The organism is Jeotgalicoccus coquinae, from assembly GCF_014207425.1.
Classification (GTDB): domain Bacteria; phylum Bacillota; class Bacilli; order Staphylococcales; family Salinicoccaceae; genus Jeotgalicoccus; species Jeotgalicoccus coquinae.
This window is the reverse complement of record NZ_JACHFF010000003.1, coordinates 133,523-152,015: the sequence shown is the minus strand read 5'-3', so window position 1 is coordinate 152,015 and position 18,493 is coordinate 133,523. Positions and strand designations below refer to the sequence as shown.

At 35.6% G+C, this 18,493-nt stretch carries 20 protein-coding genes, 1 tRNA gene, 1 pseudogene and 1 riboswitch; of the genes and pseudogenes, 10 read left to right on the top strand and 12 right to left on the bottom strand.

Annotation, left to right across the window (positions count from 1 at the left end):
• Positions 1–67 precede the first annotated feature (67 nt).
• A complete protein-coding gene (locus HNR41_RS09530; protein WP_184284064.1) occupies positions 68–973 on the bottom strand; it encodes a LysR family transcriptional regulator in 906 nt (301 codons plus the stop codon).
• 121 nt (positions 974–1,094) lie between these two features.
• Here HNR41_RS09530 and HNR41_RS09525 point away from each other — a divergent pair, with 121 nt between their 5' ends.
• Positions 1,095–2,315, top strand: a complete 1,221-nt coding sequence (locus tag HNR41_RS09525) for a pyridoxal phosphate-dependent aminotransferase (RefSeq protein ID WP_184284062.1) — start codon at positions 1,095–1,097, stop codon at positions 2,313–2,315.
• An 11-nt stretch (positions 2,316–2,326) separates the two neighbouring features.
• The gene (locus HNR41_RS09520) at positions 2,327–2,725 is read left to right on the top strand and encodes a RidA family protein (protein ID WP_184284060.1); all 399 of its coding nucleotides are present in this window, start codon (positions 2,327–2,329) and stop codon (positions 2,723–2,725) included.
• 80 nt (positions 2,726–2,805) lie between these two features.
• On the opposite strand, the gene HNR41_RS09515 is transcribed toward HNR41_RS09520, so the two are convergent.
• From HNR41_RS09515 to HNR41_RS09500, 4 genes are all read right to left on the bottom strand, one after another.
• Entirely contained in the window at positions 2,806–2,970 is a 165-nt protein-coding gene (locus tag HNR41_RS09515) for a hypothetical protein (RefSeq protein ID WP_184284058.1), read from the bottom strand.
• Between the two features lie 141 nt (positions 2,971–3,111).
• Positions 3,112–3,792: a thiaminase II gene (gene tenA, locus HNR41_RS09510; protein WP_184284056.1), complete on the bottom strand. Its 681-nt coding sequence runs from the start codon at positions 3,790–3,792 to the stop codon at positions 3,112–3,114.
• 76 nt (positions 3,793–3,868) lie between these two features.
• A riboswitch (TPP riboswitch) is annotated at positions 3,869–3,965 on the bottom strand.
• Positions 3,966–4,225: 260 nt separating this feature from the next.
• Positions 4,226–4,747, bottom strand: coding sequence for a hypothetical protein (locus tag HNR41_RS09505; protein ID WP_184284054.1), 522 nt, complete (start codon positions 4,745–4,747; stop codon positions 4,226–4,228).
• 24 nt (positions 4,748–4,771) lie between these two features.
• Positions 4,772–5,545 (bottom strand): serine hydrolase, encoded by a 774-nt coding sequence (locus HNR41_RS09500; protein WP_184284052.1) that lies wholly within the window; start codon positions 5,543–5,545, stop codon positions 4,772–4,774.
• 118 nt (positions 5,546–5,663) lie between these two features.
• Here HNR41_RS09500 and HNR41_RS09495 point away from each other — a divergent pair, with 118 nt between their 5' ends.
• Positions 5,664–6,398, top strand: coding sequence for a YsnF/AvaK domain-containing protein (locus tag HNR41_RS09495; RefSeq protein WP_184284051.1), 735 nt, complete (start codon positions 5,664–5,666; stop codon positions 6,396–6,398).
• A 36-nt stretch (positions 6,399–6,434) separates the two neighbouring features.
• Here the strand turns inward: HNR41_RS09495 and HNR41_RS11430 are convergent, their stop codons facing one another.
• From HNR41_RS11430 to HNR41_RS09485, 3 genes are all read right to left on the bottom strand, one after another.
• Complete coding sequence (locus tag HNR41_RS11430; RefSeq protein WP_260399604.1) at positions 6,435–6,560, bottom strand: hypothetical protein; 126 nt, start codon at positions 6,558–6,560, stop codon at positions 6,435–6,437.
• A 71-nt stretch (positions 6,561–6,631) separates the two neighbouring features.
• Positions 6,632–6,925: a hypothetical protein gene (locus tag HNR41_RS09490; RefSeq protein WP_184284049.1), complete on the bottom strand. Its 294-nt coding sequence runs from the start codon at positions 6,923–6,925 to the stop codon at positions 6,632–6,634.
• 23 nt (positions 6,926–6,948) lie between these two features.
• A tRNA-Thr gene (locus tag HNR41_RS09485) sits at positions 6,949–7,019 on the bottom strand.
• 115 nt (positions 7,020–7,134) lie between these two features.
• Here HNR41_RS09485 and HNR41_RS09480 point away from each other — a divergent pair.
• Positions 7,135–8,019: a diacylglycerol/lipid kinase family protein gene (locus tag HNR41_RS09480; protein ID WP_184284047.1), complete on the top strand. Its 885-nt coding sequence runs from the start codon at positions 7,135–7,137 to the stop codon at positions 8,017–8,019.
• Positions 8,020–8,049: 30 nt separating this feature from the next.
• On the opposite strand, the gene HNR41_RS09475 is transcribed toward HNR41_RS09480, so the two are convergent.
• On the bottom strand, positions 8,050–9,225 hold the full coding sequence (locus HNR41_RS09475; RefSeq protein WP_184284045.1) for a benzoate/H(+) symporter BenE family transporter: 1,176 nt from the start codon (positions 9,223–9,225) through the stop codon (positions 8,050–8,052).
• Positions 9,226–9,394: 169 nt separating this feature from the next.
• On the opposite strand from HNR41_RS09475, the gene HNR41_RS11545 reads away from it, so the two are divergent.
• The 3 genes and pseudogenes from HNR41_RS11545 to HNR41_RS11535 all read left to right on the top strand — a co-directional run bounded on the left by HNR41_RS11545 (position 9,395) and on the right by HNR41_RS11535 (position 9,927).
• On the top strand, positions 9,395–9,694 hold the full coding sequence (locus HNR41_RS11545; protein WP_446496959.1) for a sodium/glutamate symporter: 300 nt from the start codon (positions 9,395–9,397) through the stop codon (positions 9,692–9,694).
• An 8-nt stretch (positions 9,695–9,702) separates the two neighbouring features.
• Positions 9,703–9,768 (top strand): annotated as a pseudogene (locus tag HNR41_RS11540) (hypothetical protein); the annotation flags it as partial.
• Entirely contained in the window at positions 9,769–9,927 is a 159-nt protein-coding gene (locus tag HNR41_RS11535; RefSeq protein ID WP_407929348.1) for a hypothetical protein, read from the top strand.
• A 92-nt stretch (positions 9,928–10,019) separates the two neighbouring features.
• Here the strand turns inward: HNR41_RS11535 and HNR41_RS09465 are convergent, their stop codons facing one another.
• Entirely contained in the window at positions 10,020–10,652 is a 633-nt protein-coding gene (locus tag HNR41_RS09465; protein ID WP_184284043.1) for a hypothetical protein, read from the bottom strand.
• A 187-nt stretch (positions 10,653–10,839) separates the two neighbouring features.
• On the opposite strand from HNR41_RS09465, the gene HNR41_RS09460 reads away from it, so the two are divergent.
• The 3 genes from HNR41_RS09460 to HNR41_RS09450 all read left to right on the top strand — a co-directional run bounded on the left by HNR41_RS09460 (position 10,840) and on the right by HNR41_RS09450 (position 13,939).
• Positions 10,840–12,042, top strand: coding sequence for a cation:dicarboxylate symporter family transporter (locus HNR41_RS09460; RefSeq protein ID WP_184284042.1), 1,203 nt, complete (start codon positions 10,840–10,842; stop codon positions 12,040–12,042).
• Entirely contained in the window at positions 12,035–13,075 is a 1,041-nt protein-coding gene (locus HNR41_RS09455; RefSeq protein ID WP_184284040.1) for a threonine aldolase family protein, read from the top strand. Before HNR41_RS09460 ends, HNR41_RS09455 begins: the two co-directional genes overlap by 8 nt.
• Positions 13,076–13,186: 111 nt before the next feature.
• The gene (locus HNR41_RS09450; RefSeq protein WP_184284038.1) at positions 13,187–13,939 is read left to right on the top strand and encodes a GntR family transcriptional regulator; all 753 of its coding nucleotides are present in this window, start codon (positions 13,187–13,189) and stop codon (positions 13,937–13,939) included.
• Between the two features lie 110 nt (positions 13,940–14,049).
• On the opposite strand, the gene HNR41_RS09445 is transcribed toward HNR41_RS09450, so the two are convergent.
• A complete protein-coding gene (locus HNR41_RS09445; protein ID WP_184284036.1) occupies positions 14,050–15,228 on the bottom strand; it encodes a DUF5780 domain-containing protein in 1,179 nt (392 codons plus the stop codon).
• Positions 15,229–15,525: 297 nt separating this feature from the next.
• The gene (locus HNR41_RS09440) at positions 15,526–18,405 is read right to left on the bottom strand and encodes a DEAD/DEAH box helicase (RefSeq protein ID WP_184284034.1); all 2,880 of its coding nucleotides are present in this window, start codon (positions 18,403–18,405) and stop codon (positions 15,526–15,528) included.
• Between the last annotated feature and the right edge of the window lie 88 nt (positions 18,406–18,493).

The following is an 18,493-nucleotide window of genomic DNA, read 5'->3' as shown; positions in this document are numbered from 1 at the left end:
ATCAATTTTTCAGAATATTGTAAAATACACGTTTTTCATAATAATTACTACAAAATACGATATTTCACTATATTTCTTCTGTAATTTCATCTGTAGCCAGTTTTAATTTACCGTTGATCAAGTCGTTATTTCTTAAGATACTACTATATATATCTTCCAAGTTCCTATTGTTTTTATCGTATATTAGATAACATATTCTGATTGGTTTATTTTTATTAAATCTAATAATCTGCAGATTTCTCTCTTTAGTAAATTCTTTAGCCATTGACACAGGAATGATTGCCCAATATTCTTCGGTCTTTAAAAATTCATTAATCAACACACCTGTATGGACTTCCACCCCGAGCGTTCCTGCGTAACCAAAATTCTTTTCATGCCATAGTGCAAACATATGACCCCAATTTATATATAACTCTTTTGTCGCATCAAGTGAGTCTAGAGAAACTAGTGATTTATCAGGTTCTCTGTTCAGTACAAGAACGAGTTCTTCTCTAAAAAACTCTTCTTTAATAATTGATTCAGAAACTCTTTCTTGAAGAATAAAACCAATATCGACAGAGTTTTCTTCAATCAATGTATAAATCTCATCAGATTGATGAGTTCTAAAGAAATAACTGATTGATGGATTTTCTTTAACTATATTGCGAAAAACATCATTTAATACAAAGTTAACAATACTATCGACACCTGCTATCGATATATTTTGAACGTATTGTTTTTGTTTCAGCATCTTTGAATCAGTCATGAGCTGTTCCCATTGCAAAGCAATCTTATAAAATTTCTCTCCTTCGTTACTCAGTTTTATAGAAGTGATTCCTTTGGATCTTTCTATAAGTCTAACGTCAAGTTTAGTTTCCAAAGTTTTAATTCTCTGGCTTATTGTTGATTGAGATATAAATAGTTGTTTAGAAGCTTTAGATATATTTCCAGACCTAACCACAGCAAGAAAAGCTTCAATTTCAGATGAATTCATAAAAACCTCCAAATATCGTATTTAATAGTAATTAATCACATTATATCGTATTTTACATCATATGAAGATTGATGCTATTCTAAACATAATTTCATGTAAATACAATAAAGGAGTGTGTCATATGTCTAAAGTAGAAAATCTTTTCAACAAACTCAATGCTGACTTAGCACCCGGTCAAGAAAAACTTTTGAATTTTGACAATATTGTACTTAAGGGAGAAGAATTGGATGGAGACCCCGTCGATTTTTCTCATGGTGATGTTGATGTATTTGAACCGATCCCCGGTTCTCTCGACAACTTCAATTACGGCTTCAAAGAAGTTGGCAGCAGCCAAGCTTATACTGTTTATCGCGGACGCGAAGATATTCTTGAGGATGTAGCAGCAAAACTTTTCAAATACTCTTCCACACCAATCAACTCCAATAATGAAATAATTATCACGCCTGGGACTCAGGGTGCTCTATTTCTTGCTGCTGGGGCTACTATCTCACGGGGAGACAAAGTTGCTATTATTGAACCCGATTATTATGCGAACAGAAAACTCGTCCATTTCTTTCAAGGTGAATTGTATCCTGTCCAACTAGACTATTTGAATCATCTAGACAAGGCTGGCATCAATCTAGAAGAACTAGAGCACAGTTTTAAAGATGGTGTAAAAACTTTTATTTTTTCAAATCCAAACAACCCAAGTGGAGTTGTTTATAGTAAAGATGAAGTTACTAAAATTGCTCATCTCATCAAGAAATATGATGTTAATGTAATTGTCGATGAATTATATTCGCGTCAACTTTTTGATAATAGAACCTATACGCACCTAGCAAGTTTAAATATTGTGCCTAAAGAAAATATCTTAACTATTATCGGCCCATCAAAAACAGAATCACTCAGTGGATTCAGACTAGGTGTCGCGTATGGTTCACAAGAGATTATAAGCAGAATGGAACAACTACAAGCTATCGTTTCATTAAGAGCAAGTGGCTATAGTCAGATTGTGCTGAAGAATTGGTTTAGCGAGCCTCCTGGCTGGATGGATGAACGAATTAGAGCTCATCAGGATATTAGAGATACCTTGCTAGAATTATTCAAAGATGCAGGTTTTGAAGTAAGAATGACAGAGGCCGGCAGCTATATTTTCCCTAAAATCAATAATCTTTCAATTGATTGTGAGAGTTTTGTTAAAGTCTTGAAAAAGCAGGCCAAAGTAACTGTGACACCTGGTACACAGTTCGGCCCGCAGTTTACTGATTGTATCAGACTAAATTTCTCTCAAGATAAAGAAAAAGCCGTAGAAGCAGTGAAAAGACTTATTACAGTTGCGGGGTATTATAAAAACGAAAAATAAAGTCATACCAAATGGGTAATTACAGGCTAGCTACCCGAGACGAAAATAGAGTTTATACTTCGGGTATCACACCTAAAATAAACGGACAGCTAGTAAAAACTGGTAAACTTGATAACACAACTGATTTAACTGGGTATGTATCAGTGGCTCAACAGGCAATTAAAAACGCAATTCAGGTCATTAATCAAGAGATTTTTGATGAAGAACTCATAGATAAGATAGTGATGATGACTGTGTATATCAATGCATCTGATGATTTCATTTTTCATTCGAAAATTGCAGACTTTTTATCAGAATATCTCGTAGAAGTTTTTGGAGATGGAGTAATCGGCTCAAGAGCTGCTGTTGGTGTTAATTCCTTGCCTGGAAATGCTCCTTTAGAAATTTCACTAGTCGCAAGCATTAAATAGAAAAAATAATTCTATATAAAAAAAGGACGACTTAATCGATTATTTCGATCTACAGTCGTCCTTTTAGTATTCTCTTTTAATTAAGCGCCTTCGTCATCCGTTTCAGTATCTTCTGTTTCTGTTTCAGTCTCTGTACCTTCTGTGCCTGTTTCTTCAGTTTCAGTGCCTTCTTCTTCCGAGCCGCCTCCGCATGCTGCAAGTGCTAATACACCTACAAGTGATCCGACAGTTAAAAGTTTCTTCATCTAATGTTCCAGCTCCTTAAAAGTATAGTAGATTCCAGACTGATCATTGATGTTATTGTCACCATACCTCAGATAAAACATCTATATGCATAATTTACCGAGCCTTAACAATTTCTAAAACTTATTAAAAAACATAACCTGCTATAAGTTCAGCTGAACAGGCCATTCCTCTTGTGTTTCACACATATCCCAAAACATATATTCATACAAACTTGTTTTCACAACAATCTCTTCAAGCTGTGCCAGTTCACGTTCCGGTTTGCCGTCTGCCAGTTCATTTAAGAGCGTCATTGCTGTGCCGTTCAATTCACTGAAATCTTTACCGGAATACGTTTCAATCCACTGCTTATAAGGATTACTTTCCAGATCCGGGTTTTTATCAGCTAACGCTCTGCCGATATAGTTATAACTCCACGCACAGGCGAGGAGACATGCTGCGACAGCCGCTGCATCCCCGCGCTGTGCATGATTCAGCATGTAACTCGTATATGCTGTGTTGACTGCGGACGGCTCTGTTTTAAGCAGCTCGCTCTCTTCAATATCAAAACTTGCCGCATACTGTCTGTGCAATTCCATTTCACCAAACAGCGTCCCGTGAAGCATTTCAGAAAACATATTCATCGTCTGTAAATCCGGCGCTTTTTCGGCACCGATTGCCATCAGTCTTGAATACTCAACCAGATAGACATAGTCCTGCTTCAGCCAGTGCTTAAACTTATCTACTTCAAGCGTACCGTCACCAAGCCCGGTCACAAACGGATGACGAAGATATCCATTCCAAATATCCTCCACACTATTCCATAATCTGTCAGTAAACTTCATTATATTATCCCCTTTTTTTAGCTGAAGACGATAAAAACCCGAACCTCATGAGGAGGCCCGGGCTGAAATTTTATACATATATCAGCTCAGACTTCCCTGCGCAGGTACTAACCTACAGGTTCAAAGGGTCGATATTATCTCTCAGCACCTTCAGTGCGCCCCCAGCCGTTTATATTTAATTACAATCCCACTGTACTACAGTTTTTAAAAAAACACTCCGAAAATCATTAGATAATATTTATGTAAGGACGGTCATAAAGGCAAAACTTTCCGACCGGAAGTTTTTGGGAAATCCCCGTCGAAATCAGATCATCAGCACAATTGTGTTCGTATCCGGTATCCGTATTCTTAAAACGTAATAGATAAGTAAGCCGTAAATGGTAATCCATCAATTTTTCGAATAAGGAGTTGGACCTGATTTCTGCCAAAATTTTCACATCGTTTTGAGTTTTACTTCAATTGTTTCCGTACTGTTGAACTTATCGATCAGCATGGATTTGCGATTCACCTTAACTTCAAGCGCCTCAATATATTCGAGTACTTCTTTTTCACTAATGATACCCTCTTCAACAATACCCACACCGGCTACAGTTTTAATACGCTCACGATGGTAGCCGAAAGCCGTATTATTCTGCAGATTATTGACGATATCCCGTTCCAGTTTCAGTGATTCCAGCACTTCGGATGCCGTATATTCAGCATCATCAATCATAAGCTTCCCTGTTGTATTCTTATGATGAACAGCAGCTTTCAGCGTAATAATATCGTGTTTCAGCTGTTCAATCTTTTTAAGAGAATCTTTTACATCCGCCGCCTTGCCGTCATTCACGATACTTTCGTTATTTACGGCAACCGGCACGCGATATTCAGTATCGAATTTCGTATATTCCTTATTAAGCTGATTACGGAGATTGCTGACTGTAAAAATTGCTTCCTGCAAAGTGAGTTCTGTCATAAGTGCCTCCCTGGTTTTTAAAATTTAACTCATATAATTCTTAAATATTTTACCCAGCTCATTCAGGAAATGCTTACCTTCCTGATTCGACGGCCAGTTGTCTGAGAAGACTGAGAAAATCAGCTGTTTGTCGTTTTGTTGAATCATACCAAATTCATGCTCGAGCGCTGTCACAGATCCTGTTTTCGACGCGATAAATTCCGCTTCATGGTCTTCATCAATATTAAAAAATCCGCCGACTCTGTCGTTAATCTGCTGTTTTTTCATGACTTCAAAGAAAGCCTGTCTGAGTTCTTCAGGGAGTACATCATTTTCTTTAATGACATACTGCATCGACGTGAACATATCAGCGGCAGATGTTGCGTTGCGTTTGCCTTCATTAATCCCTGTCGTGTCGTAGTAATTCCGTGCGAGAGTTGTGTCATGCAGACCAAGTGCCATAAATCCTTCATTGATCCGCTCGATACCGATATTATCGATCAGCATGTTCGCCGCGGTATTATCAGAGACGATAATCGACAGTACAATCGTATCCCACAGTGTCAGACGTTTAACACTCTGAAGGGTGTGCAGCACGCCGCAGCCGCCAACCTTCTCACCGACCGTGAGCGAAATATCTTCATAGTTATGAAAATGCTGCTGCAGATTAATAAGTGCAATCGGCACCTTTATCGTGCTGGCAGAAGGGTATACCTGGTGTTCATTATGTACGTACACCTTATTATCAAACTGAATCTTGTAAGAAATATCTTTCGTCGGCTGGCTTTCAATCAATGCGTTGATTTCATCTATAAACATCTAGTCATCTCCCCCTGTTGCTGTTTAAGTAAAGAGTATCACAACAAGGTATCCGTTTGCACTTAGTCTATACGGGGAATAAAGCATTAATTAATAATTTACATGGAGGTTTGACATTATGGGGCAAATTGAATTGATTGCAAATGAACGTCATTTACAGGAAAGACTGCAGCATTACAGAGATTTAAATGTACCCGAGAAAAAATTAACTGTGGTATCGACCCGCGGTTATGAGGATTTCCTTCTGGATTATCCGGGAGTGAACGAACGTATGACTGCCGGCAATACTCTGGAAGAACTGCTTATCCAGCTCGACGGCAGCCAGCGTCTTACGATGACAAATCAGGAACGTGAAAACTACTCGAACGCTCTTAATAATGGAGAACTTTTATTATATATTGATAATGATTCAGAGCTCGATACACCTGAAGGCGAAGAAACATTTGAACTTCGTGAAGAACGGCTTGCAGTAAGTAAAGAAAAAGTCCAAACAGGAGAAGTTGTCGTTGAGAAATATACGGATTCAAAAGTTGAAGAATTTGATGTCCCTGTAAATATGGACAATGTCACGGTAGAACGCCGTCCCGTTGAAGGCGAGCCTCTTTTTGAAACTTACAACAACACAGAAGACGGCGATGATGATCTCGGTATAATAAGAATACCGGTAACGAAAGAACGTATCAGAGTAATTAAGGAACATGTGGTAACAGAAGAAATTGTAATTACAAAAGAAGTCGTTGAGAAGATGGAGCATGTATCAGGCACTGTGAAGCATGATGATATCAGAGTCAATGAAGTGAAGAATGAAGACGTTAAGGTCAGAGAAGTAAAGAATATAGATATTGATAAATAATAAAAACCCGGACCTCTTTGAGGACCGGATTTTTCTCTATTTCTTCTTATTATTCTTATTTGTATAGTTGGAAATAATCGGCTTAACGTAATTCATCACTTTTTCTCTTTTAACAGGATCTTTCATTGTTTCCTTAATTATTCTAATAATTAAGTTCTTCATATATTAACCTACAATCTTCTATTTAAATTTTCTTAATCTTATCATGAAGAGGCATTAAAATAAAAGATTACTTATTCAGGACGCTGATTCTGTACTTTTAAATTCAGCCCGAAGACGATAAATGAAATAACAACGATGATCAATATTACCAGGCGGTATATTTCAAATGAAGGATCTATTCTCATAATCATGAATAATTCAAAGAAACCCCAGCCGGCTATCACAGTAATGAATGCAGCCTTAAAAGCTTTTGCCAGCATCTTCTCTTTCACTGCTTTACTGAGCTCTGTATCTTTAAAAAACTTTACACTATTAACTATCGCATAAATTAAAACAATAAGGAGCACTGCACCTATCGTAATCATATTGCATATTCTCCTTTAATTTAAGCCGACAGCGAGAATCGAACTCGCATTGCAGCCTTACCATGGCTGTGTTCTGCCATTAAACTATGTCGGCATGTTTTACTACCAGCTATTACTATAGTATAATTCTCAGGTTTTATCTACCCCTCTGTCCTCGTCAGGTGCGGTATAATAAATGTAACAAACCTTTAAAGAACGGAGGGCGGAATATGAAGAAAGCCTTGGTTATTATTAACAAGACTGCCGGTATGGGAAAAAAAGCACAGCTGGAAAATACGTTAATCCGTAATTTGAAGTCTCAAGATTATGAACCGGTGATCAGATACACTGAAGCAACAGGATTTGAACATATCATTCAGGAACACGCACCGGATACTGACCTCATTGTTGCTGCGGGCGGTGACGGGACAATCAGTGAGCTTGTCAGTATACTCGGCAAAGAAAATATTAATATCCCCATTGCGGTAATACCTGCAGGTACAGTCAATGACTTTGCCAGAGCTAACAACATTCCGCTTAATCCCATTACGGCAGCAAAGGAGCTGGACACATCTATAACAAAAACAATAGACACCATTAAAATCAATAATACATATGCAGCTTACATGGTGGCCTTCGGCAACTTTATGACGTCATTCGCTAAAGTGAACAGCTCGGTAAAAAACAAAGTCGGCCGCGGTGCCTATCTGATCAAAGGACTCAGAACGCTGATAAAATTAAAACCATACCGGGTAAGTATCAAAATCGATAAACTGGAGATGGAAGTCGATTCAGTGTTTACACTTGCATCTAAAATTTCATCAGTGGGCAGCGTTGAGAAACTGCTGCCTGAGGCGAAGCCGGATGACGGGCTGCTTCATATATTAAATATCGAACCGATTAATTTTAAAGACATCGTCCAATTAATTTATATGGCGTTCACAGGAAACATTACGAAGCATCCAAAAGTAATGTATGTAAATGCAGAACAGGTCGAGATTAAGACAAAAGACTTAACTGAAATGAATATCGATGGAGATTTATACGACTATAAAGATGTGAAGGTATGGGTTGTTAAAGATGGCCTGATGCTTATAAATAACCATAATAAATAGAAGCCGATCTTTTTAAAGACCGGCTTCTATTTATTTCCTTACGACTTTTGCCAGTATTGTTCCGATTAAGAGCGCCCATACCGGCGCACTGATATAAAATATAGAAATTCCCGACACAGAAATAATATAGGTAAAGATGACTGCCATTGTGTATTTGGAATTCCCAAAGCTTGTTCTCATCGTTGACGCAAATACCCCGAGGAGTACAAAACCTGCCAGCATTGCCATCAGCGCTTCAGGCAGTTCAAACATCAATGGCACCAGGGCCCATGCGAAAAGCCCAAAAATCAGCATAATAACACTCGAAATCACTGAAGCGACATAACGTTTATCAGTCTCACCCGACTCTTCATCAGCTGCAATTGTCGTCATCATGCCTGCAACGTTTGCTGACTGTCCGCCGAAGAAACTGGTGAATATCGACAAAATTCCGCTCACCGTTAAAATATTATTTGTCGGCGCCTTATAACCGCTGCGTTCAAGCGCACCGACAGCCGGTGTCGCATCATTGCTTAAAATCATCAGTGCCAGCGGAATCGAAATTGAAATTGCCCCTGCCAGTGAAAACTCCGGCATATGCACAATTGGCATGACAACTTCCGTTCCAAGTGCCGACATATCAAATTCATGAAATACGAAGAATACAAATACGCTTGTGAGCACTGAACCGAGCATCGGCGGAATTCTTAAATCCCACTTCGTTAATATAAAGTAGACGGCAATTGCGGTCACACCAACAATTGGCAGCTCCTGTGCTGCGGGAATTAATCCGACCACATAGCTCGTTATAATACCAGCGAGCATGGCGGAAATGATTTCCCTTGGAATCCAGCTCATAACCTTTTTAAATATGCCGGAAATACCGAACAGCATAATAATAATGGCGGTGATTATAAAACCGCCGACCAGTTCTGAATATGTAAAATGCGGAGTAACTGTGACTAAAAATGCGACGCCGGTAATAGAATGGGCTCCGACAATCGGCATGCGGTAATAGAATGCCATAATCAGGCCGAATAAGGCACCAAAGAACTGCACGGCGTAAAACCATGAGATCGTCTCGATATGAGTAAATCCGCCCGCAGCAGCCGCTTCAATGACGATAATCGGTGCACCGACGATGCCGAGCGTCCCGGTGATAATACCGGCAGAGATATTCTGTGTATTTAAATCATTTATAAATCCTCTATTATAAGTATTGTTCATATAATGATCTCCGTCACGTTAGATATGTAATACTCTGATGATAACATTAGTTATTAATGTATGAGTAGAAATGAATCAATATTCTATATTATTAAACTATTGTTTAATAATATAAAAGGGGATTTAAATAGAGTTCAATCAGGTCACATCTTTATTTCTAGCAATTCTCGTGCTTTTTATTGATGCATTTTTAGTTAAGAAGATCAGCTTTTTAAACAAATTTTCTATTCCGTCACCTGTAGTAGGTGGTTTATTGTTCGCTTTAATAATATTTGCACTTCATAGTACCAATGTTATTACAATACGTCTCTATACATCATTGCAGAGTCTATTTATGCTGGTATTCTTTACTACCGCAAGTCTTGGAGCCAATTTTAAACTGATTAAAATGGGTGGGAACTTGCTGATCTGGCATTGCCTATTCTTCTCATCGTATCTGCACATGTTCTTTTCATCATACTTTATGTAATTTTTATCGTGTTTAGAGTTCTCGGGAAGAACTACGATGCGGTGGTTATGCTAAATGGTATGATTGGACACGGATTGGCTGCTACGCCAACTGCAATGGCAAACATGGATACTTTAACACAGAAATTCGGTCCATTAAGAACCGCATTTTTAATAGTACCAATCGTTGCTGCATTCCTGGTTGATACGATTAATATCTCAATAATAGTATTCTATATAAATCTATTTAGTTAATTTTTCAAGCTAATAAATATACCAAATGTAAATTTATATACCCCTCTAAAGTAGACATTTTGAGGGGTATATAAAAAAGCTTTAAGATATTTTTAATTATAATATTCAGTTATAGCATCAACATCTTCAAAGTCCAAATAAGTATGTATAACAGCCATATTCTGTCCACCAGTGTCGAAATCATATAAATCTGCTAATATAAAATATCCAACAGCGATACCCTTTCTAATATCTTCAACAAGTCTCTGTGTTGATTCTTCATCTCTCAATCCGTAAAGAAATACTCTATTCCCTTCATAATCCTCTAATTCAAAGGCCTGATAATAATCTCTTAATTCTCTGAATTCATAATTATAGTAATCTGACATTTCTATAAAACCAACGTCTATAAAGTATTTATCCTCACCTTCAACCTTTGGTTCATAGATGAAACTATGTAAATCAACATAATTAGCCCCTTCCATTTCAGGAACTATATCATTCTCTAAAAACAAATTTAAGGCACGAACATTATTATTAAGTATTTCTGCTGGATTAGTGTCTAAGTCTTCTTCAATAACATTGTCCAGATTATCGACCTCCTGTTCCTCTATATCTATCTGTTCATCACTACTTTCTTGTGCAGTTACATTTTGGTCTTCCTGTTCAATGGTTTCTGTTTCATTAGAACACGCTGCTAAACTTATAATTACTGTTAGAAAAAATAATCTAGCTATTTTTTTCATAATATTTTCTCCTTTAACGTTCTTTACAATCATTTTACTTCGAAATCTAATTTTTTTCTTCTTTTCTAATATTTTGTCGATAATAGTACATAATTTTCAAAATTAAAATTTCTGAATATTTGAATTAAATATTGACACTTGGCATATGACATCATATAATATGTCATAAGAAAAGGGGGAGTAAGTTATGAAATTTGGTTTAATTCCACGTCTGCTTGTAGGTATTGTTTTAGGAATATTAGTAGGAATGATTGCACCTATCTGGTTATTGAGTGTGACAGAAACAGGACGCGTATTACTAGGTAATATTATCAACTTCTTTATTCCATTTATTATCTTTAGTTTCATTGCTTACAGCATTGCACAGTTGAGTAAAAATGCGGGTAAACTGCTATCCTTTACTCTCATTATTTCTTATATTGACACTATAATTGCATGTAGTATTGCTGCTATCTCAGCATATTTAATTATCCCAAATATCGTTCAAGGTAAAACTTTTAATGAGCCTGGTGCAAATTCTATTCCAGATCCTATTGTTTCAATTGAGTTCCCAGCTTTTATGGATATTATGTCTGCGCTAATATTCGCCATAGTTATTGGACTTGCTGCAAGTTGGGGTAAAGCTAATATCATAGCTAAAGTTGTAGAAGAGTTAAAAGGTATTATAGATATCGTAATAAAAAGATTTATTATACCTGTAATCCCCTTCTTCATCTTCTTCATTTTTGTGGGTATTGCTGCAGAAGGTGAAGTCAGTGGTGCGATACTAATATTTGGACAGATGCTAGTATTAATTATTGTCTTACAACTTTTATGGCTTACAATTGAGTATTCGATTGCTTCATTTTATACAAATACAAATCCCGTCAAAGCTATTAAAACGATGATTCCCGCTTATTTCACAGCTATGGGAACAATGTCCAGTGCTGCAACAATTCCAGTTTCATTAAGACAAGGCATTAAGTTACCTAAGATGGACAAACGAATCGCTGAATTCGTTATGCCTCTCTGTGCAAATATACATTCCGCAGGCGCAGCGCTTACTCTAACAATTAGTGCTGTTACTGTCTCTCTCATTACTCAAGGATCCTTGCCAGAAATTAGCTTAATGACTGTTTTTATTATTGTACTTGCAGTGATATTAACTGGTGCGGCTGGAGTTCCAGGCGGTTCTGTACTTGCCACTCTTGGAATTTTACAATCAATTTTAGGTTTTGATGAAGTTGCTTTAGGATTAATGCTTGCCCTATTCATGGTCCAAGATACGTTTGGTACTGCCACAAATATTACAGGTGATGGTGCTATAGCTATGATAGTAAATAAGATTTTTGGAAATGACCATAATGAGGAAGCAGAAGTAGTAAAAGAAGGTGAGATTATAAATGAATAAAATGATTGATTTGAGAAGCGATACTGTAACAACTCCACCTCAAGCTATGTTAAAAGAAATTTTAACTGCTAATCTCGGCGATGATATTATGGGGGAAGACTCTACTGTTAATGAGCTGGAAAAACAAGCAGCTGAGCTACTAGGAATGGAAGATGCTTTACTTCTAACTTCTGGAACAATGGCAAATCAGGTTGCTTTGATGACCTTTTGTCAAAGAGGGGAAGAAGTCATCATGGGTAAAGAGTCCCATATATATAATCTCGAGGGTGCAGCCACATCAGCAGTGGCACAAGTGCAAATTAAAACGGTACAAGTAGACAATGGAGTTTATGACCTTAAGGAAATAGAGAAGAACATCAACATTGGTGATATACAGCGTGCTAAAACAAGCTTAATTTCTTTAGAGAATACTTACAATTTAAATGCCGGTCAAATTATACCGATGGATAATCTCAAAGAAATAAAATTACTGGCAAACAAATATGAAATTCCGATTTATATGGATGGAGCAAGACTATTTAACGCTTCAATTGAACTAGGTATTTCCCCAGCTGATATTTGTAAAGAAGTAGATGCAGTGCAGTTCTGTTTAACAAAGGGTCTTGCTGCACCGATTGGGTCTATATTAGCAGGCTCTAAAGAATTCATTGATAAAGCAAGATTTAATAAACAACGTCTTGGAGGAGGTATGAGGCAAGCCGGCATTATAGCCGCACCTGCTATATATGCGCTTAATCACATGATTGACCGTTTAAAAGACGATAATGACAGAGCTGACTGGCTTGCTCAAAAAATTTCTGATATTCCTCATTTCAAAATTGAAACAGGCGGAATGCGTACAAATATTGTTTCACCGATAATAACTCATGATCAAACTGACTCCCTGCAACTTATAAACTATCTTCTTGAAGAAGGTATTAAAGTAAAGAACATAGCAGAGAAACAAGTTCGAATGATTGTTCATTATCAAATTGAGCAAGAAGAATTAAATCGCATCATTTCAGCATTAGAAAATTTTTCAAGCACACTTTAAAATAACCTCTAAGTATCTAGTTCAATACGATACTTAGAGGTTATTATTTCATCTATATTTCAATAGGGGTATTATTGATATAATTATATATAGAGATGTAGAGGTGAAATTATGACAGTTTCAAAAGATAAACCCTTAGCATTTTATTTGCAAGTAGCAAATAAAATAAAAGAAGATATACTGACTGGTACGTTTAAAGGTGGGCAAAGTATAGGTTCACAACAAAAACTATGTGATCAATTTGGAGTTAGCCGGATTACTATAAGAAAAGCTATAGAAGTTTTAACATCAGAAAATTTAGTTACTACAATACATGGTAAAGGTACATTTGTTAAACACGATAAGGTAGAACAACAGCTAGATGAGTTAAAAAGTTTAACTGATATTATAAAAACACATGGTTACAAACCCCAAGTTAGAGTTATTAAAAAAGAAAATAGAAAAACATCACAAAGTTTTTCTGACTCTGCTCCAAATGATTTGGATTGCTTGTATATCGAGAGAGTACATAGTCTAGAAGACGAAGTAATAGCAATTGCTCAAGCATATATTCCAACCGTATACGGATCAAAAATTAGTAAAGATGAATTGGAAAGTAAAACTATTTATGAGTTATTAGAAAATAAGTTTAATATCGAACTTGGTGAAGCAGACCAATCAATTGAAGCATGTCCTGCTAGTCAAGAACTTAGTGATATTTTGAATGTAGATGTAGGTACACCATTACTTAAAGCAAAAAGATTAGTCTTTAGTTCAGACAATGAGCTAATAGAAAAAATTATATTTTACTATCGTTATGATGCTTTTGCATTCAAAGTAAAACTTAACAGTATAAGTATTACGCCAATGTGGCCAACAAAATAAAGGTTGATAAAATCCTAAAGCTGTTTATGATTATTTAAATAGAGTTAGTGAAAATGATACTTTCTCTATTTTAAAAAAGCCAAATGCTATTCTGCATTTGGCTTTTCCAATTATAAGTCACTATATCCTTCAATTTTAAATGTTCCGTTATTATAAATCAGATTATAACTCGTAACAAATTCATAGACGCCATCAAGGTTATCATTAGTACGATCTGTTATTACCTCTATATACACACTGCTACCATTTTCTTGTATCTCAATTACATTAATTGAGAATATAGTTAAATTTGGAAAACTATTGTTAGTAATATTATTTCTCAGTTCTGTATATGCTACTGTACCCGTAACTACGTCATCCGATATTAAAGAAAAATCTGATGTTGCATATGCATCTTCAAGATTATTTAAATATTGAGTGATAAAACTATTTACTTCGTTATCAATATTATTAATCTCATCTGTATTTTCATTTGGTTCATCTAGAGATTTTGCATTACTGTTTTCTACTTCATTCTTACTATTAGAATTAGCTTGCCCGCCGTAACGATAATAAATAGTATCTTCGTGACCCTCGACATCTGCTAAACGTTTACCTTCATATACGTTTTTAAATTCATTATATAAAGGATTCGTCCATTTCTCTCCGTTGAATCCTTCATAATCCACTATGATAGCCTTCATCGTATAAACTTCATCCATATCACTATCTATTTCAAAACCGTAGCCCTGACCAAAGGTTTCACCAGGTGCAACGTTAACATTCCCACCTGTACCACCATAGACGTATTGACCATCAGAGAAATCAAACGATCCTTTGATTTTCAAAGGTAGTCCATTCCTGTCCCATGCAACATATGCATAAGTAATATCTCTGATATCTGTACCTGTGTTATTTGTTGCTATAGCTGAGAGCATGTCAGGATATAAATTTTTATACTGGTCATCTTGAATCATATACTCAACATTTTCTACAACAATATCCTGCTTATTCAATTTCTTTTCGAGATCAGCAGCTGGTGAGAGCTCTGTACTATCTTTGTCTTCTTTCGTTGAAGAAGTCTTCTCTTTAGAACCTTCTTGTTGGCTTGATGAAGACTCCTCTTCTCTTGACACTTCTTCAATTCCCTTATTATTTTCTGAATCATCATTCGCTTCCACTTCATCATCTTGTTCAACGTTAGTAACAGCTGTTTCTTCTGAAGTATCATTAGTAAAAAATATTAATCCGAGAAAGACCAAAATACCTAACAATAAAATAACTATAGAACTAAGTAAAAAGTTTTTCATGAACTATTCTCTCTTCTATTTAGTAATAAATTCTTAATATTAATTTTACTTTATAAGCAACCACAACACCCGCTAAAATCTTACAAAATTAGGACATATCATCCTTTCTCCATAGAATTAATATGAAGGCCACATCGAACGTTGTACTCTCAATTCCCTCTTAGACGCCCCTATTGAAAGTTATAATATTAGCTAAGTAATTATCATTATCTTAGTTTTAGTATATATTCTAGATTTTTTTTGTAATATGGATGGAGAACAAATAAAAAAACTGTAAGAATGCTTAATCCCTACAGTCTATTTCTCTCTATCTATAAATCTATACATATTATAATCGACCGGATGTTCTAATATGAAATTCATTTTAGCTACTTTATGCTTGTTATCACTCAAACCAATCGATGCATTCTCTGTAGATTTTAGATCTATATCTACTTCTCCCATATAATAATGATATACACCCTCATCGTCGTCTCGTTTTACAAACAGATGTATAACTGTGTCGTCATTTTTATAGTCTTCGATAATTTCTCTATTAATTTTCGAAGTGAGATCTGTACCTTTTCTCGTATACCATTGGAATACATGTGAATCTAAAAATTTATCATCATAACGAACAGATTCATCGATGTCATCACTCTTATTGTAATTCACAAAGATAGGAGCGGTATTATGTTTGTTTTTATAACCATAAATCGTACTTGTCTCATCTTTTTCCCAATTTAGCAATCTACATACATCTGTTCTACTGTACTTTTCATTAATTGTTAACTGTACAGATTGATCGTATTCTTTAGAATTCAACATCGCTAGTTCCAGTACATCTTCTACCTGTTTTCTAAAGTATCCATCTTTCAACGATGATCTGAATTCTTTCGTCAGATAAATAATTTCACCTCTGACTTCTATAAGAGGATATTTATATTTATTAGTTTTCTGCAATGTATAAAATTCTAATTCAAACATTCTTATGATTGAGATCATCGTTTCATCAGACATATAATATTTCTTCTCACACATATCCCTCTGGAATTCCACTTTATTTACAGGTCCCTTGAAAAGCTGCTGAAGTAATAAAACTTCAGTCATACGTTTACCATCTACTATTTCTTTAGATAAGAAAGTTAGGATACGATCTTGCCCATTCGTTAACGGCTCTGTTTCTTCTTTTATCTTTGATAGAAATCCAACATAATGATCAAACTTATTTAAAATCAGCATTGGATTCATCGAATCTTGATCTGTTTGAAGGTCTACTAAAGTTGGAATATGACCCAGCTTGTTCTTTGTATAATGATACATCCGTTTTAAGTTCGCTAAAGAATCTAACGTTGCCTTTGAAATAGATTTAAATATTCTATCTTGAGCAATTCTTTCAAAGTTAATCGTTGATTCTCCGGTAATTAAACTTCTATCAACTACATCTTTACGTAGTCTATCCTTGTTAAATGATTTATCTCCTGTTAATGCTACAGGGATCAAGTAATTATTTTTGTAGTTACCGATAAAATCAATTACCGTTAGAAATTCTTTGTCTTCATGTTTACGTAAACCTCGTCCCAGCTGTTGTACAAAGATAATACTCGACTCTGTTTGTCTTAGCATTACAACCTGGTTTACTGAGGGTATATCGACACCTTCATTAAAGATATCAACTGTAATTAGATAGTCTAGTTTATTAGCTTCGAGTAATTTAACCGCTTCTTGACGTTCTTCTTGAGAATTCATGCCTGTTAATGCTTTCGTTTTGTAGCCTCTTTGATTAAGTAGCTCTGATAGTTTATGTGCTTCTTCTCTATTGGATACAAACATTAAACCACGTACTTCTTCACCTGCATGGGAGTAGTAATATAATTTATCAATGATATGTTGAATTCTCTCTTGATCTAATAGTTCACTCAAGGAACTTGTATCACTAATAGTCTCTCCATTTACAACATAATCAGTTACACCAAAATAATGAAATGGTGATAAGATCTCTGCTTCTAATGCTTTTTGTAATCTGATTTCATAAGCAATATTGAAATCGAAGAGTCCGAATATTTCATTGTTATCTGTACGTTCTGGAGTAGCTGTCATACCTAATAAAAAATCTGGCTTAAAGTAATTTATAATTTTAGTGTATGAATTTGCACTACTTCGATGTGCCTCGTCTATCACAATATAATCAAAGGCATCTTTAGGGAATTGTTCTAAATGGCTCTCTTTAGAAAACGTCTGAACCGTAGCAAACATATATTTAGCATTGATATCTTTTTTAGAGCCGCTATAAATCCCGTAATCAGCAGGGTCTCCTCCAAGTAAATCACGATAATCATTTAATGATTTCATTAATATTTGTTCTCTATGTGCTATAAACAGTACACGTTCTGGTTTTACATTTCTTATGTCAAACGCTGATAAATAAGTTTTACCCGTACCTGTCGCTGAGACAACTAATCCTCTTGTCTCACCAGTTAAGCGTAGATTTTCCAAAGAGTCTAATGCTTCTACTTGCATTAAATTCGGTGTTATCTCTTTAGGGTCAACATTGTCATAACGATAAGGTTTTTTCGTTTCTATTAACTGAAGGACTTTATCATCGTGTTTCGTTTCTGCATATATTTCTTCATATTTCCTAATCCATTGCTCTGTTAAAGGAGAAGAATTAATCCATAACGTATCAAACTGTGATTTGAAATGTTGAATCACTTCACCATTATCAAGAGAAGTCAGTTTCAAATTATATTCATAGTTCTTCTTTAGCGCAGCATCAGTTAAGTTTGAACTGCCAATAAACATAATCGAATAATCTTTTTTATCGAATACGTAACCTTTGGCGTGAAAGCCTGATTGATCCGTAATATGAACATCTATGTTAGGTATCTTAAGTAACTCTTTAAAAACTTTAGGCTTATTAAAATTTAAATACGTAGACGTGATAATCTTTCCACTTATACCACGCTTGTTAAGCTCATATAATACCGTTTTAAGGGACGCGATGCCCCCCTCTGTAATGAAGGCAACCGATATTACAAAAGACTCACATGTTTCCAATGCATCCAGCATCGGCGACAATACATTTTCTTCTTTAGAATTTATAATCAATTCTGGTGGATAATGTGACGTCTTAGTAGTAAAACGATCAATAAAACCACGTTCATAAGCATTCAATAAATTTGCTTCTCTTGATTCCATAACATCCCGCCTGATCAGTTGATTTGTCTCTAGTATAAGAAAGCATGGCAAATAAATGAAGTGAATTATTAAAACATGTCCTAGACAC